This is a genomic window from Micromonospora carbonacea (genome assembly GCF_014205165.1).
Taxonomy (GTDB): domain Bacteria; phylum Actinomycetota; class Actinomycetes; order Mycobacteriales; family Micromonosporaceae; genus Micromonospora; species Micromonospora carbonacea.
Map to the genome: position 1 here is coordinate 2,486,967 of NZ_JACHMZ010000001.1, position 16,247 is coordinate 2,503,213.

The 16,247-nt window shown below is 71.3% G+C and carries 13 protein-coding genes; 5 read left to right on the forward strand and 8 right to left on the reverse strand.

Annotation, left to right across the window (positions count from 1 at the left end; genetic code table 11):
- The first annotated feature begins 286 nt into the window (after positions 1-286).
- From HDA31_RS10780 to HDA31_RS10790, 3 genes are read left to right on the forward strand one after another with little or no spacing between them, the layout of a single operon-like run.
- Positions 287-3,298 (forward strand): adenylate/guanylate cyclase domain-containing protein, encoded by a 3,012-nt coding sequence (locus HDA31_RS10780; protein WP_178064947.1) that lies wholly within the window; start codon positions 287-289, stop codon positions 3,296-3,298.
- Entirely contained in the window at positions 3,286-4,152 is an 867-nt protein-coding gene (locus HDA31_RS10785) for a S8 family peptidase (protein ID WP_178064948.1), read from the forward strand. The genes HDA31_RS10780 and HDA31_RS10785 overlap by 13 nt, the downstream gene beginning before the upstream one ends.
- Positions 4,097-4,735 carry a GAF domain-containing protein gene (locus HDA31_RS10790; RefSeq protein WP_178064949.1) on the forward strand — a complete coding sequence of 213 codons (639 nt, stop codon included), beginning with the start codon at positions 4,097-4,099 and terminating at the stop codon, positions 4,733-4,735. Before HDA31_RS10785 ends, HDA31_RS10790 begins: the two co-directional genes overlap by 56 nt.
- A 1-nt stretch (position 4,736) precedes the next feature.
- On the opposite strand, the gene HDA31_RS10795 is transcribed toward HDA31_RS10790, so the two are convergent.
- The 8 genes from HDA31_RS10795 to HDA31_RS10830 form a co-directional block, all read right to left on the reverse strand.
- Positions 4,737-6,395: an AfsR/SARP family transcriptional regulator gene (locus HDA31_RS10795; RefSeq protein ID WP_178064950.1), complete on the reverse strand. Its 1,659-nt coding sequence runs from the start codon at positions 6,393-6,395 to the stop codon at positions 4,737-4,739.
- Positions 6,396-7,019: 624 nt separating this feature from the next.
- Positions 7,020-7,598: a hypothetical protein gene (locus HDA31_RS10800; RefSeq protein WP_178064951.1), complete on the reverse strand. Its 579-nt coding sequence runs from the start codon at positions 7,596-7,598 to the stop codon at positions 7,020-7,022.
- Positions 7,599-7,955: 357 nt separating this feature from the next.
- Positions 7,956-9,215 carry an outer membrane protein assembly factor BamB family protein gene (locus tag HDA31_RS10805; protein WP_178064952.1) on the reverse strand — a complete coding sequence of 420 codons (1,260 nt, stop codon included), beginning with the start codon at positions 9,213-9,215 and terminating at the stop codon, positions 7,956-7,958.
- 279 nt (positions 9,216-9,494) lie between these two features.
- A complete protein-coding gene (locus HDA31_RS10810) occupies positions 9,495-10,961 on the reverse strand; it encodes a family 43 glycosylhydrolase (RefSeq protein ID WP_178064953.1) in 1,467 nt (488 codons plus the stop codon).
- A gap of 122 nt (positions 10,962-11,083) precedes the next feature.
- Positions 11,084-11,473, reverse strand: a complete 390-nt coding sequence (locus tag HDA31_RS10815) for a hypothetical protein (RefSeq protein ID WP_178064954.1) — start codon at positions 11,471-11,473, stop codon at positions 11,084-11,086.
- A gap of 191 nt (positions 11,474-11,664) precedes the next feature.
- A complete protein-coding gene (locus HDA31_RS10820; protein ID WP_178064955.1) occupies positions 11,665-11,925 on the reverse strand; it encodes a hypothetical protein in 261 nt (86 codons plus the stop codon).
- Between the two features lie 136 nt (positions 11,926-12,061).
- A complete protein-coding gene (locus HDA31_RS10825; RefSeq protein WP_246383858.1) occupies positions 12,062-12,298 on the reverse strand; it encodes a RyR domain-containing protein in 237 nt (78 codons plus the stop codon).
- 28 nt (positions 12,299-12,326) lie between these two features.
- A complete protein-coding gene (locus HDA31_RS10830; protein ID WP_178064957.1) occupies positions 12,327-14,456 on the reverse strand; it encodes a TIR domain-containing protein in 2,130 nt (709 codons plus the stop codon).
- Positions 14,457-14,590: 134 nt separating this feature from the next.
- On the opposite strand from HDA31_RS10830, the gene HDA31_RS10835 reads away from it, so the two are divergent.
- Entirely contained in the window at positions 14,591-15,202 is a 612-nt protein-coding gene (locus tag HDA31_RS10835; RefSeq protein WP_178064958.1) for an NUDIX domain-containing protein, read from the forward strand.
- The gene (locus HDA31_RS10840) at positions 15,199-16,245 is read left to right on the forward strand and encodes a macro domain-containing protein (RefSeq protein ID WP_178064959.1); all 1,047 of its coding nucleotides are present in this window, start codon (positions 15,199-15,201) and stop codon (positions 16,243-16,245) included. The genes HDA31_RS10835 and HDA31_RS10840 overlap by 4 nt, the downstream gene beginning before the upstream one ends.
- Positions 16,246-16,247 lie beyond the last annotated feature (2 nt).

Here is a 16,247-nt window from a genome sequence, read left to right on the forward strand (position 1 = left end):
TGGGGGCGATCCATGGGACCTTTGGGCCACCCGCGGCCCGGCGGTCTCGCCGGTTTCTTGCTTCGCCGGCCGCCGGTGCGACACGAGAATGCCTGCCCGGACGCGGCGCAGGGCAGTCACCTGCCCCCATGCCGATAACCAACCGATGTTTAGGCGGACTCCGCAAGGCTGCGGGCGAGGACCTGTCGCCTCTGGGCACCGACCGGAAGTAGCCGCGATGAGTTGTGTGGAATGTGGTGGGCCGTTAATTCCCGACGCACGATTCTGCTCGCGTTGCGGAACTGCGGTGGACGCACCTGACCGAAGGGCCGAGGAACGGCGGGTCGTCACGGTCCTCTTCTGTGATCTCGTCGGCTCGACCGAACTGGCCGGGGCGCTCGACCCCGAACTGCTGCGTATGGTGCTGCTGCGCTACTACGACGTGATGTCCGGCATCGTCGCCGCCGGTGGGGGAGTGGTGGAGAAGTTCATCGGCGACGCCGTGATGGCGGTGTTCGGGTTGACCGAGACCCGGGAGGACGACGCGCGGCTGGCGCTCGTGGCAGCACTCGGCATGACGGAAGCGGCCGCCAAGCTGGACGCCGAGTTGTGGCGGGACCACGGGGTGCGGCTACGGGTGCGCATCGGGGTGCACACCGGCGAGGTGGTGGCACTGCCGGACCCCGCGAGACGGCACGCGTTCGTCTCGGGCGAGGTGGTCAACATCGCTGCCCGGTTGGAACAAGCCGCAGCGGCGGGCCAGGTGTTGATCAGCTCGGCGTCGCGGGCGGCGGCGGAGGGGGTCACCGTCACGGATGGACGCTCCTTGGCTCTCAAGGGAGTGGCAGCTCCGGTCGAGGCGTTCCGGCTCGTCCACGTACCGCCGCCGGATCCTCGGCGCACGCGTCGCTTCGACGTGCCGTTCGTCGGGCGCGAGGCCGAGCTTTCCCTGCTGGACGATGCGTGGCGGCGCGTGGCCGAAGCAGGCAACGTCGGCCTGCTGACCGTGCTCGGAGAGGCCGGAATCGGCAAGACCCGGCTGATCGTCGAGTGGCTGTGCCGTCGGGGCTCGCACGCTGCGGCGGAGCTGGCGATAGGACGATGTCGGCCCGCCGGGGACGGGGGGACCCTCACCGCCCTGGGCGAGTGCATCGCGTCGCTGGCAGCGGAGGCGGACCACCTCGCGGCGGTGGCTCTGCTGCGACGAGGGCTGCTGCGCGACGGCACGCCCGCACCGTCGGTCGACGCGACGTGCAAGGCCGTGATGCAGGTCGTCGCGACCGTCGCGATGACGCGGCCGGTGGCGTTGGTCCTCGATGACTGCCAGTGGGCCCAACCTGCCCTCGTCGGGATGCTGGAACGGCTGGCCACCGGGCTGCGTGGCTTGCCGGTCCTTCTGCTCTGCGTGGCCAGGCCGGACCTGCCGGAGACCTTCGCCACGTGGTCCACAACCACCCTCGACACCGCCACCGTGCTGGTCAACAGCCTGCCCGTCGAGGACTCGACACGGCTGGTGGCGCACCTCGCCGAGGTGAGCCCCCACGACCAGGCGTCCGTCGCCCGGATGGTCGACCAGGCGGGCGGGAACCCGCTCTACCTCGAGCAGCTCGTGGCGACGGCCGATCAGGACACCGCGACTGCCGATGCGCTGCCGCTCAGCCTGCACGCGATGGTCGCCGCCAGGATCGACCGGCTGGGCGAGCAGGAGCGTCTGGCGTTGCGGATCGGATCGCTGGTCGACCCCGACGGTAACGGTTTCGGTCGGGACGACGTCGGGGTGATGGGTCCTCCGCTGGACGGCGACTGTCGTCCGGTCTTGGCCGCTCTGGTCAACCACAGACTGGTCGAGCCCGCCGGCGACGGAGGGTTCCGGATCCCCAACGGCATCACCCGGCAGGTGGCCTACGGTGGGCTCACCAAGCGCCGGCGGGGCGAACTGCACGAGCGCTACGCCGAGCACCTGATCCGCCGCGGCGGCCCCGACTCGCTGGTCGGCGGGCACCTCGCGCGGGCCCACCGCTACCAGTCGGCTGTCGGCATCACCGGTGACCAGGCACGCGGCCTCCGGCGGCGGGCATTCCACCACCTGTTCCGGGCCGGCGCGGGCGCGCTGCACCGGATGGACCTGCCGTGGGCGCTGGCCCTGCTGGAGCAGGCCGTCGAGCTCTCCGAGCCCGGCGATCCGGGCCGCCCGGAGTGCCTGGAGCGGTTGGGCGAGGTGCATCTCACCCAGGGCACGCACGACCAGGCCAAGCAGGCCCTCACCACTGCGGAGACCGAGGCGGGCGGAAGCCGACCGGTCGCCGCCGCACACGCCCGGCTGAACCTGGCGGTGCTGAGCCGGGACGCCGCCGCGCTCGATCGTGTCGCGGCCAGCGAGTTCGCGGTGTTCACCGCGCACGGCGACGACCGGGGACTGGCGCGGGTCCGGCTCATCCTGGCCCAGTCACGGATGCGACAGGGCCGGTACGAGCAGGCGTTGGAGGTGCTCGACCCGGCCCTGCGCCATGCAGTGGCGGCGGGGACCGATCGCGAGGTGGCGAATGCGCTCGGCGCGACAGGGCTCGCGCTGTGGCGGGGCCCGATCCCAGCCGGACAGGCGACGCAGCGGTGTCGGACGCTGCTGGCCGCCCATCGCGACCACGGTGGGGTGCAGGCCACGCTCGGTTTCCCCCTGACCGTGCTCTATGCGAGCCAAGCCCGGATGCAGGAGGCGGTGAGGGCTCTCGCCGAGACCCAGGAGGCGATGGCCGGGATGTCGTACGCCGAATCCCACTGCTTCCGCCCCCTGCTGGAGGCACTGGTCGCCGTCTGTCGGAACGAGACGGGCCGGGCGCGCGACCTGCTGCGGGAGGCATTGGTGGCGGCGAACGCCGTGCGGGCCGACGCCCTGGTGCGGCAGACCCGGCTGGAGTTGGCCAGGGTCTGCCTGGCCCAGGCCGACCCGCAGAGCGCGGGTGAGCAGTTGTCGGGTCTGGTGGTGTCCGAGGACGACCTGGGTGATCTGGCCAACCTGCTCGGCCTGGCCGCGCGGGTCGAGGCGCACCGTGATCCCGGTGGCAGCCGGGCCCTGGAACTCGGCCGGCTTGCCGTAGGGGTGGCGCGACGCACCGACTCGCCGATCGACCAGGGCAGAGCGCTGCTCGACCTCGCGCAGACCCACGTCCGGCTGGATCGGCCAACCTCGGCGCGGCTCGCGGCGAGCGCCGCCGCCAGCCGTTACGCGGCCAAGGAACATGTGGTGGGCCAGATGCAGGCACGGCGGCTGGTCAGCGCGTTGGGCGTCCTGGATGGGACGGGCGGTCGATGGGCGCGCTGACGTGGAAGCTCCTCGACCCCGACGAGAGCCGCATCGCGGTGGATCTGGGCGAGCCGAGCCCGATCACCGTGGCCTGGGCGTGGGGCGGGGCGACCGGCGCGGATGTCCGGGTGTGCGTCGTCGACGGCGGCATCGAGTCCGGGCACCCGTTGGTCGGCACGGTGGCGAGTTCACACGCCGTGGTCGACCGGGACGGCGAGCGGAAGGTCGTCGAGGTCTCCCACGGCGACTCCTTCGGTCACGGAACGGCCTGCGCGGGAATCGTGCGGGAGATCGCCCCGGATTGTGAGATCCACAGCGTCCGGGTGCTCAGCGAGCGGGGAGGTGGCACCGGGCGCACTCTGCTGGCGGGTCTGGAATGGGCGATCCGGCAGAGATTCGACGTGATCAACATGAGTCTCTCCACGACCCGTCCGGAGTTCGTCCAGGCGCTGCGGGAACTGGCCGACGAAGCATACTTCGCCGGGTCGGTCATCGTGGCATCGGCGCACAACTCGCCGGTTGAGAGCTTTCCGTGGCGGTTCTCGTCGGTCATTTCGGTGGGCAGCCATACGCATCTCGACCCGAACCGCATCCTGTACAACCCGAATCCCCCGGTTGAGTTCTTCGCCCGTGGTCAGGCGGTCCAGGTCGCAGGTCTGCGGGGCAGTGTCATCCGCAGCTCCGGCAACAGCTTCGCCACCCCGCACGTGGCCGGGCGGTGTGCCCTGATTCTGAGTAAGCACCCACGGCTGACGGCGTTCCAGCTGAAGACGATCCTGTTCTTGACGGCATCCAACGTACGAGGAGAACGTCTCGATGAGCCACTTTACGGAGCCGCAGGCGACCTCGACAGAATCGGTCGACACCGCTGAGAATCGGGAACTGCTCACGTCGATCGTGACGGTTTCCAGGTCGATCTTCGGTGCGGCGGCCAGCTCGGTCTTCCTGTTCGACCAGGAGAGCAACGAACTGGTCTTCAAGGCGGTGTCCGGTAAGGGCGAAGGGCTCCTAGTGGGCACCCGCTTCCCGGCCGACCGCGGCGTTGCCGGCTGGGTGGTGGCGACCGGTCAGGCGGTCACCACCGCCGATCTGACCGCAAACCCGGTGTTCGCCCGGGACCTGGCAGAGCGGACCGGCTACGTGCCCGACTCGATCATGGCCGTCCCGGTCGTGCATCGGCACGACACGCTGGGCGTGCTGCAGGTCCTCGACCCACATCCGCAGTCCCGGTCCAGCATCGCCGACCTGGACCTGCTGGCGATGTTCGCCGACCAGGCAGCGCTGTCACTGCACATCCTGCTGCGCGACGACGCCGCACGGGCAGCGGGCGATGCCGGGTTCGCCGTTCTGGGAAGGATCTCCACCCTGCTCAACGGGATGGACGCCGAGCAGCGTGGCCGAGGCGTACAGATGGTCGAGTCGCTGCACGGGATACTGGCAGGGATGGCGCGCTGACTCAGCGGCTGAGGTCGGCGGCGAAGTGCCGCACCAGGGCGGGCACCGTGTACCGCACGGCGCAGGTGTGCGAAGCCGCGACGATGTTGGCCTCGACCAGGCGGTGGACGACCTCGGCGGCTGCCGGGAAGAGGGTGGAACACGCCGCCACCAACTCTGACCAGTAGACCGGACCGGCCGGCAGCCCACCGAGGACGCGAACCGCCCGTCGCTGGGGCTCGGGCAGGTCGGCATAGACCCGCGCGACCCGCTCCCGTATCGGGGTCCCGCCCAACGGCAACTCATCGAAGACAGACGGGGCCGACTCCAGCAGGTCGGCGTACTCATCCATGGAGAGGTGTCGTAGCGCGTCGAGCCTGGTCGACACGGCCCGCACGACCAACGGCGTGGCGCCCGCGCGGCGCAGGATGCGCTGTAGCGGCCCACTCGCGGTTCGGTGCTGTCCCAGCGTGCCTGTCAGCAGCTCACCGGCCTCGTCGTCGGTCATCTCGTCGAGCGTGACCCGGTACACCGATTCCAGGCCGCTGAGGCGGTACGAACTCGTCACCAACATTCGATTCCGGCCGTTTCCGGGCAGCAGGCACCGCACTTGGTCCTCGCCGACAGCATCGTCCAGGATGATCAGGAACTCGCGGTCGGCGATCCAGGACCGCCACGCAGCCGGCGCCTCGTGCTCGTCCCGGGGAACGGAGGCGTCGAGCCCGGTGGCCCGCAACAGCTCGGTGAGCACGTCCCGCACGGACCTGGGCCGTCCGTCCGGTTGCCGTAGCGACACGAAGATCTCACCGTCGGCGAACGAGCCAGCCATCCGTCGGCCTGCCCGGACCGCCAGCGCGGTCTTGCCGGTGCCCACCGCGCCGGTGACCACCGCGACGTCGGTGCCATGCGACCCGGTCAGGGTCTCGACCAGGGCGTTGACGTGCTCGGCCCGGCCAGCGAACTCGGACACGTCGCGGGGCAGCTGCGCCGGACGGACGCGTCCGGGGCCGGACCCGGACGGTGTGGCCGCCTCCGCGCCGTCGACCAGGATGCTGCGATAGAGCTGTTGCAGGACCTGGCTGGGAGCGACACCGAGTTCGCGGGCGACGAGCTGACGGTGGGCCTCGAAGGTCGCCAGTGCCTCACGCCGTCGCCCCGCTCGGTGCAACGCGGTGATGGTCGCGGCGATCAGCCGCTCCCGGAACGGGTGCCGTCGAGCCTGCCCCGTGAGCTGGGCGAGGACGGACAGGTGGTTGCCCTCGTCGATCTCAAGGTCCACCCAGTCCTCGAAGGCGGCCAGGTATCGCTGGCCCAGGTGCTCCGCGTCGGCAGCGATCACCGGGTTGCCCGCGAGGTCGACCAACGCGCCGTCCCGCCACAGACCCACCGCACGGCCCAGTAGGCCACGAGACTCGTGCAGGTTCCCCTCCCGGTACGCGGCGTAGCCGCGGGCGGTCAGATCGTCGAACCGCAGCGCGTCCAACTCGTCCGGACCGGCGTCGAGGACATATCCGTAGGAGGCGTGCCGGATGCGGTCGCCGACGATCCTGCGCAGTGTCGAGACGTACACCTGGAGGTTCTTACGCGCCGTTCTCGGCAACCCTTCGGGCCACACCGCCCCGAGGAGTTGGTCGACCGAGACGACCGTGTTGGCCCGCAACAACAGCATGCCCAGAAGCACGCGTTGCTTGTACGGCCCGGGATCCACCTGTTCGTTTCCAGCGAGCACGACGAGAGGTCCCAGGATGGCGAACCTCGAACCCGCCTCAGGTCTATCGCTCACGAGCCACCTCCTGCCGCGCCGACTGCCTGCGGAACGCCAGGCTTCCTGCGGCCCGTCGTCGTGTCGCGCCGTCCCGTCCGGGCAGGCACGGAAACCGGCGGCGTCCCGGCCTGCGCCCGACCGATCGACGCCTGCTCACCAGCGTCGCCGATGTCGGCGTTGACGGGATCGGAGCCACTCCCGCAGATTCCGCTAGCGGCGCTGGGCTGCGCCGATGACTGTGCTCGGCCGGCCGGCAGGCAGAGACTGCCGGTGCGTTACGGCGCGACTTGAAAAGGTGCGGAGGTGTCCCGCATGCAATCGCGCGAAGCTGCCCTGCGCCACCGCTTCGGCCGCCGGAGCGTGAAGTGAACGAGCTCGATCATCAACGCGCGTGGCGCGGGCCAGGCCGGTCTGATGGGGACCGGCTGTCCGGGGACGCCGACACAAGGACGGGTCTGTGCGCCAGGTGCCGCCGTCGCGGCACTGGCGCGGGTCCGTCTGCGAGGGGGGGTACGCGTGCTGCCCGGCCCTCCGGCGTGTTCACAGCCCGGCTGCGGCGTCGTACCTCCGGCGCAGGTCGGCCATTTCCGTGGCGGCCAGCGCCTCCTCCTGCGCCAGCGTCGCGTACTTGGCCGGGAACATCTGGTGCAGCCGGTCGATGAACCTGACGTTCTCGGTCGCCTCGACGACCTGGATGCCCAGGGGCTCGGTGGACATGTCCATGATCAGCGGCCCGGCCAGCTTGACCGCCACGTCCCAGGGGCGCTTCCGCTCGGCGATCCCGCAGAGGTGGAAGCCGTACACCTTCTGGACGTCGGCGAGGGTGGCGGCCGCGGCCGGCTCGTAGCCGTAGACGCGGACCCCGCAGATCACCGGCGGCTTCTCCTCGGTGGCGGCCTGTTGGGCGTTGTGCCCGGCGTGGTTGTGCTGCCCCGGGTCCGCCTGTTCGAGCGTGGTGCGCATCCGGGCCACGATCTGCGCCTGCAGGTCCGCCGGCTCCGCCTTCCCGCCGGCGGCCCGGTTGAGGAAGACCACGCCGGCCGCCACCGTCAGCAGGATCACCGCCACCCACACCAGGCGGTGGCGATACCACCCTGCGAAACCCTCTCGGGAACTCATGATCGCTTCTCACCTCGTTGCCGGCCCTGCCGCGCTGGCAGGCCGATCGGATGCCCCCGCGCGCCGGGCGTCGAGCGCGTCGGCTGTCGGGGACACGTGCCGGGGGACAATCGTGGCGGGCGGGAGCGCCCGCCCGGCGTGGTGCCCGTCATCGGGCGATGACCCGGTGATGTGGCGTGCGGGCGACCGCCGAAGCGGCGTGCTGCCGGCACTGCTGCGCTGCTCCCGTGCTTGCCGTTGCTCAGCGCGGTTGCCCCCGCGCTGCGGCGATATGAGCTATTCCAACACGTCTGGATCGGCTCTGGCAATATCGACGGGCGTTGGTGTGGGTTTGCTGGGCGGCACCGGGCTGATCGGTCAGAAGGCGCGCAGGTCCACCGCGAGGCCGTCGGGGCCGGTGTGGCTGACCGCGACCCAGTCCGCTCCGGCTCCGGCGAGCCAGCCCGGATAACGGCCGAGCTGACGGCCGGTGCGAGCCTCGTACACGAGCACGACCGGCCGGTCGTCCTCCGCCGCGCTGACCGCCACCAGTCCCTCGGTCACCGCCGACCGCCAGCTCGCCGACGCGCCCGACAGCAGCGGATCGGGCGCTGTCCAGCGGGTCACGCCGGTGGACAGGTCCAGCAAGGCCAGCTCACCCGTATCGGCGTTGCCCCGCACCAGCACCGAGTGGCTGTCACCGTCGATCGGCACCCCGGCGGCGGCGCCCTTCCAGACCGTCCGACCGGTCCGTAGGTCGACCAGTTGCGGCCGTCCGTCGGCGGTGACCGCGACGAGCCGGGTGCCGGCCCCGATCAGGGTCAGCCCGCTGTGCTGGTGGGCCAACCGCTTGCCGCACCCACCGTCCTCCTTGCGTCCGCTGAAGACCACGCCGGACCAGCCCTTGTCGCCGGTGGCCGCGTCGACGGTGGCGATGCTGACCGTGCAACGCTGTTCGCCCCGCGCAGGGTCGTTGTCGGTGGTCACCAGCAGGTCCCCGGCCACGAAGCCGTACCAGGCCCGGTTCGGCAGCCGTCCGGCGCCGACCCGACCGGTGGTGGGAGCGACCGGGGCGTAGGCCGCCGACCGGGGGGACGTGCTCAGCCGCACCGCGACGTATCGGCCGCTGGCCGGCGCGTACGGCGCGCGGGCACCGAGGGTCACGTCGCTCACCCTGGCGAACCGGTCGGCGGGCCGTTCCCAGAGTTGGCGACCGCTCCGCACGTCCCGGCCGACGATCGTGCACGTCGCGGAATCGCCGGTGCCGGCGCACTCCCTGGCGTAGACGGTCTGCTCGTGGACGACGACGTCCTGGCTCCCCGCCGTCCGCCACCAGGTGACGCCGGTGGCCGCGTCGAGCACCTCCATGCCGCCGTCGTCGCTGTCGGCGGCCACGATCGACTCGCCGGCGATCACATACTGGTAGCCCGTGGTGAACGGATGACGCCACCGCTCCTGGCCGGTGGCGCGGTCCACGGCCCGCAGTTCCCTCGTGTCGGGGACCAGGACCACCGGACCGATCTCGCCCAGCTCCTGGTCGAGCCGCCGCAGCGGCACCGACCAGGCTGGCGGCGGGCCCTCGGCGGCGGGCGACGTGACCCTCTGCCGCAGGCTCTCCTGAGTCTCCTCGACCCGCACGGACGGTCGATCCGTCCGCTCGGCCCGGGGCGCGGTGCAGCCGGGGAGCCCTGCGACCAGGCTCAAGGCGAGGGCGGCGACACTCCAACGGGCTGGGCGGTGCGACGGCGACAATGGTCTTCCCCTCGATCGGCGGTCCGTGCCCACCGTAGGACCCGCCGGCACCCTCGCGCTCGGCCCGTCCGTGGTGCGACCCGCCGATCAGGTCAGGGCGGGGCGAGCATGGCCGCCCACGCCCGCCCATGCCCGCACCGGGCGCCGGGTGGCCCGGCCGCCGCGTCAGTACACGTAGGGCCAGGCGGCCGCGTCGTAGCCGATGCGGTTGATGCCGAGCAGCGACGTGCCGTTGTCGGCGTAGTAGTGGTAGAACAGGCAGTCGCCGTCGCTGTCGCCGAGGACCGCCTGGTGGCCGGGGCCGTGGATGCTGCCGTGCGAGGCGAGGATCTCGGTGCCCCCGCCCGAGAGCATGGCGCGTCCGGCCCGGTCGACGAACGGCCCCGTCGGGCTCGCCGACCGGCCCACCATGACGCGGTAGGTGCTGCTGGCGCCCTGGCAGCAGCGGTCGAACGAGACGTACAGGTAGTACCAGGCGCCACGCTTGACCATCACGGGCGCCTCGATGCCGGGACCGTAGCTGGCGAGGCTGTGCATCGACGTGCCGAGCCGGCGTCCGGTGGCCGGATCGATCTGGATCAGCTTGATCCCGGACCAGAACGAACCGAAGCTCAACCACCAGCGGCCCTGGTCGTCGACGACGAGGTTCGGGTCGATCGCGTTGAAGTCGTCCGACGTGCGCGACTCGATGACGAGACCCTCGTTGGTCCAGCTTCCGGACGCGCCGGTGGCGCTGGTGGCCAGGAAGATGGCCGAGCGGTTGGAGCCGAAGGTCGACGCCGAGTAGTAGAGGTGGTAGCGGCCGTTGCGGTACGACAGGTCCGGCGCCCAGAGGTTGCGGGAGCCGCCGGTGTAGGTGGTGGTCCAGGGCGCGCCGCCGGGGAAGACCGCGCCGGCGTTGCGGAAGGTGATCCGGTCCGTCGACGTCTTCAGCGCGATGTTGTCCCCGGTGTGCGCGACGAGGTAGGTGCCGTCGGGCCGCTTGACCACGGTCGGATCGTGGACGCCGACGTCCCCGGCGACCCTGCCCGGCTGCGGGTAGGCCGGCGCCGTGGTGGTCGGCGTCCCGCCGCCCAGGCGCACCAGCTGCCACTGCTGGTTGGCGCCGTCGACGTTGGAGTATGCGGTGAGCCGGGCCCCGTCGGCCGTCGACCACTCCCACAGGTCGATCACCTTGCTCGACTGCCGGTTGACGAACCGTACGAACCCGCCGGCGGAGTCCTGCAACCGGAACTGCTGCGTGGCGGAGCCCCGGTCGGTGGTCTGCACCAACTGGGTGCCGTCGGCGGCGCTCGGCAGCTCCAGCACCTTCCCGCTGTGCCGCGACCGCACCTTGTAGAAGCCGTCGCCGGCGTCGACGAACTGCCACTGCTGCACCGCGAGGTCGTTGCGGGTCCACTGGTTCACCGGCGCGTTCTCCGCCGTCGACCAGTCGTACAGGTCCATCGCCTTGCCGCTGTGCCGGTTGACGAAGACGTACGATGCGGACGTGTCCACGGTCGCCGCCGAGGCCGACGGCGGGCCGAACACCGCAGTGCCCGCCAGCATCGTCACCGCCGCGCCGATGGCCAGCCCGACCCGCCGTGCATGCCGTCGCGGGCCCACCCTCGGCAGCCGATTCAGCCTGGTCATCGAAGCCTCCTTCGAGTGGTCGGCCGGCCCGGGGCGCTGCGCCGTGGCGGCGACGCCCGGCGCCCGACGGACGGATCCCCCCGCGCCGACGCCCTGGGGCGCCCGTCGGGGCGGGTGCCGGATCAGCAGCTACGCGGCTGCCAGGTCACCTTGATGACGTACATGGGCACGTACAGGTCCCCGTCGCTGCCCGGCACGACGCAGATCGTGCCGGTGAGCGGCGTGCCGAGATACGTGTAGGACCAGGTGATCTCGGCCTTCTTGGCCGTGTAGTTGTAGAAGTTGAACGCCGGGACGTTTCCGGTCCACTCGCTGTTCGTCGTCAGGGACGGGGTGGACGTGGGGCCCTCCGGCGGGTGGTTCCAGTTCGGCCAGATGCAGAGCATGCCCTGCGGGCAGTTCCCGGCCCCCCAGCTCTGGGCCGACACCGGCGAGGGCGCCGCCGCGGCGGCGGGGGCGGTGGCCAGCACGCCTGCGACGGACGCGGCGACGGCGATGGATCTCCAGAGCATGGTCCACCCGCTTCGAGAGAAGTCAATCGATGGACGTCAAAGTTATCGCCGAAAAGTTGAGCGGTCAAGAATGTGGGCGGACGCCTGTCGGGGCTGCTGACGCCGGCTGCGGTCGACGGCCCCGGTGGCGGCAGGACGGTCCGCGTGCCCGGCCCGCGCTGCCGCCACCTGATCCGGTCGACCCGGTGTCCCTAGCCCGGCAGCCAGGCCCGGAAGTACCAGCCGTTGTACTGGCTGTCGGGCAGCGTGCGGTATTCGCAGCTGTTGCTCACCTCGCCCCAGTAGCTGGCCTGGATGCGGTAGGCCTCGCACTCCTCGTACGTCGTGAAGTAGCCGTTCCAGTCGAATGGCACGGCGAGGGCCGGAGTCGGCTGTGCCGTGAAGCTGACGGCTGCCGCGGCGGTGGCGACGACCGCGAGGCGGGTGAGCCGGCGGCGGAGCGGCTGGGTCATGGGGGGATCCCTTCCGGAGCGGCGACTGACTGTTCGCCTACCGTAGATCCAGGACCGCCGATCTGATGATCCGCCGTTCGGGTGGGTGGCGCCGCCCGCGGCGACCACCCGGCACGTCCGGACCGGAAGTCGCCGCTCAGGTGGAGTCGCGCTCGATCCGGAAGCCCAGCTTGATCAACAACCGGATGGTCCCGTCGATGAGCTCCCGGTCGTAGGACTTGTCGTCGTCGTCCAACTCCTCGTAGGCCACCAGGTTCGGGTGGGTCTTCTTCTCGTCGTCGCGGGCCTCACCGTATGTCCATCCGTCCGCGAGCCGCTTCGCGGCCCAGATGTCGTGTGCCTGCCGGGAGAGCGTCTCCCGTTCGTCGCGCACCGACTTCGGCACCTCGATCCCGCTGGTGTCAATCGGCTGCGGTTGCCACACCGGATGCCCCCTCGTCTGCCGCGTCGGTGCGCGGCGGTCGCGGCCAGTGCGCCGAGACTAGCCGGCTGACGACGGTGAAGGCGCGCTCCGCCGCCGCCTCCCGGCCCGCATCGTCCGCGCCGGGCGGCGCGACCCCGGCGACCGCGCTGAAGTGGCTGATCCGCCCGTACGTCCGGAACTCCTCCAGCTGCTCGACCGTGTCGACCGAGAGCACGCCCACCGCCACCGCGTCCGGCCACGCCTCCAGCACCGGGGCGAACGCCGACTCCTGCGGCGCGTGCACCACCTCGTCGCCGACGGCCAGCGTGCCCCGCGCCACCGACGGCAGCCCGTCGGCCGAGGCCGCGACCCCGGGGTCGGTCGGGTAGTCCCGGTCCAGGCTGGGCACGAACGAGCTGTCCACACTGAACCGGTGGAAGCCGCAGATCCGGTCGGCGACCACCACGTCGGCCGGCACCAGGGCCGACGCGGTGCCGAGCAGCACGACGTGCTCCGGCCCGAACGCCTCGACGGCCGCGCGTAACGCCTCCCGGCCGCCGTCCGCGCCGGCCTGGCAGAGCACCAGCTGGTAGCCGCTGCCCTGCGGGCGGGCCACGGTGCCGCCGAGCCAGCCGAAGCGGTTGGGGTGCTCGGCCGTGCCGACCACCGGGGACGGGTCGCGCAGCGCGCGGGCCGCCGCCACGTACTCCGTCGGGCCGGTCGCGAGGACGACCACGTCCACGTCGGGCGCCATCCGCCCGCCGGACACGGAGACCTCGATGCGGGGGCGGTGTCGCCGGTCGGTCAGGTCGGTGAGCGCCCGGTCCACGTCGTCGACGATGCGCCGCACCCGCGCCACGTCGTCCAGGTGCATGATCGAGGTGCCCTGGATCGGGACCGAGGCGCCGGCGTCGTGGTCGAGGAAGTAGGGCAGGACCCGCATGCGCCGCTGGCCGCTCAGCTCCAGCGCGATGTCCATCTCCTTGCGGCACCACGTGCTGTCGAGGTAGTGCCGGCTCACCAGCGGCACGAAGATCCGGCACTCGCCGACCTTGGCGAGCAGGCGGTGCTCCCACGCCTTGCCGCGGGGCAGGTCGCTGTTGAACAGGTAGTGGAAGTGCTCGACGTTGCGCAGGTCGAGCTCCTGCGCGACGAGCTGCGCGAGGTCGTTGTCGCCCTGGGCGCTACTGAGGAAGACGGGGCCCTGGTCGCGGCCGAGGCTCCAGACGTACCGGCGGGCCTCCTCCAGGCCGGCGAACTGGAGCCGGGGCATCTGTAGCCGGCCGATCTCCCGGCCCAGCTCCGGCAGCAGCCCGTCCACGTCGGACCACCAGATGGCGTGCCGGTTGACCGCGCTGGACGCCTGGAGGGCGTGGCTGACCGCGAGCCGGGGCAGTTGCCGGGCCGCGCGGTCCTCGGCGCGGTGGCACACCAGCCGGACCGTCGGCACCCCACGGGCCTGGAGGAACGGCAGCACCCACGACGGCGTCCGCGGGTCCAGGACGTCGAGGAGGACGAAGTCGTAGCGGTCCAGCAGCGTCGCTGCGCCCGCGGCGTCGACCTCGTCCCGCAGCAGCGCCTCGGAGATGTTCTCCACCTGCCAGCCGGCCTGCGCGATGAGCCGGCGCAGCTCCGGCGCGGCGGCCGCGTACTCGCGGGTCGGCGGGAGCATCAGCGCGGCGGCGCCCAGCGGCCGGTCCACCTCGTCGGCGTGCTCCCGGGCGCGGGCCACCAGCTCGTCGAGCGCCTCCAGCGGCATCCGGTAGGCGGCGAGCCGGTTGCGGTTGAACGGACGGGCCAGGTCCGCGCCGATGAAATGGCGGGCCGGAATGTTGATCTCCGGGATCACGAGCCTCGGCCGATTCGCCAGCACCGCCATCCCGTACTCGTGCACCGCGAACGGTGAGCAGCGGTATTGCGGTTGGTTTTCCCGACGGGTGACGACGGCGACGAAACACGCGGTACGCCGCATCATCAACTCAAGGTGCATAGTGGACAAAGTCGCCGAGCGCGGGTCGACGGCGAGCGCGAACCGCTCGGAGAGCGCCTCCAGAAAAAAGTCCGTGACCCGCCGATCCAGCACGTCGTAGCTGTGGCTGAAGTATGCCGCAGGCCGCTCGTCCAGCATCTCCGCTCTCCTGTTCAGGCCACTATCCGACAGACCGCTCAACATCAACGACCACCGCCGCCGGAGTTATGCTCAGGTTAACCGCCGCGCTCACTCAACGAACGCGTTGATTTCCTGATCAAGGAGCGGGCACCGTGTCAGAAAACCAGCGGAACGTCGAGATCCTCTCCGAGGATGTGCTTCTCACCACCGCCATCTTCACCATTCGACAGGCCAGACTCCGTTATCGCCGCTTCGGTGCGGACCGCTCGTTGTCGGGCGACTGGAGCGAGGAGGTCACCCTCGTCAACGCCGACCGGGGCGACTCCGCCGCGGCGGTCATTGTGGACACCTCGCGCGACGAGGTCGTCCTCGTCGAGCAGTTCCGCTATCCGACCCTGGGCGACGGGTCGGGGTGGCTGGTCGAGCTCGTCGCCGGAATGGTCCGCGCCGACGAAGAACCGGAATCCGCGATCCGCCGCGAGATCCGGGAGGAGATCGGGTACGACGTCCGCGCCCTCGACCGGATCTCCACGCTCTACCCCTCGCCCGGCGGATCGTCGGAGCGGGTCGTCCTCTTCTACGGGGAGATCGACGACAGCCTGCGCGTCGGCGAGGGCGGCGGTCGCGCCGACGAGGCGGAGAACATCGCCCGCCGTGCCGTGCCGCTCGGCGACCTGCCGGACCTGATCGACAGCGGCACGATCCGCGACGCGAAGACCCTGGCCGGGCTCCTCTGGCTGCGCCTGTTGCGGTCCCGCCGGTGACGCCCCTGCTGCTCGCCGTCACCGGCGTGCTGGTGTCGATCGGCATCCTGCTGCAGATCCTGTTCTCCGACCCGCGGCGCGCCGGCCGACAGGCCGCGATGCAGCTCCCGTCCGTGCTGCTCTACGCGGTCGCGGTGTCACTGCTGATGTTCTCGATCTTCCCCGACTCGTACGCCGACGGCCGGGCCCTCGGGTTCAGCATCGGCGGCGCGGCGGCGTTCGTCCTCGCCTTCACCACCCTCTCCTTCCAGTGGCTGGCACGCGCCGGCAAGCGCGACGAACTCGAAGCTGACGCCCGCCGCGCCCGGGATGAGGTCGAGCAGCTCAAGCTGCGGCTCACCATCGTGGAGGCCGCGCGGAAGCCGCAGCGCCTGCAACGCACCGTCCGGACCCTCGCCCTCGTCCGGCAGGACCGCCGGCACCGGCTCGGCATCGTCACCGGCAACATCGCCAACGTCACCGGCGTCGACGTCTGGGTGAACGCCGAGAACACCCAGATGGAGATGGCCCGCCCGACGGAGCCGACCATCTCCGGCACGATCCGCTACCGGGGTGGCCGGCGGGACGCGGCCGGCACCCTGGTCGACGACCTCATCTACACCGAGCTGCGCGAGGTGGCCCGGCGCACGCCGGTCGCCCCCGCCACGGTCTTCACCACCACGTCCGGCGCGCTCGCCGACGCCAACGGCGTCAAGCGGATCCTGCACGTCGCCTCGGTGGACGGCTCACCGGGCACCGGCTACCGGCAGGTCGCCGACGTCGGCGGCTGCATGCGCAACGTGCTGGCCGAGTTGGACCGGCTCAACGCCGCCGGCGAGCAGCTGCGCAGCGTCCTCCTGCCGCTGCTCGGCACCGGCAACGGCGGCGGTGACCCGGAGCGGACCGCGAAGGTCATGATCGAGGCCGCGCTGGACTACTTCCGGGCGCACCCCGCCTCCCGGGTACGCACCGTCTACCTGCTCGCCTTCACCGACCTGGAGGAGCAGATCGTCCGCCTGGCGCTGACCGAGCACGGCGACATCAGCGGTCTCGTGCGGGAGTGACC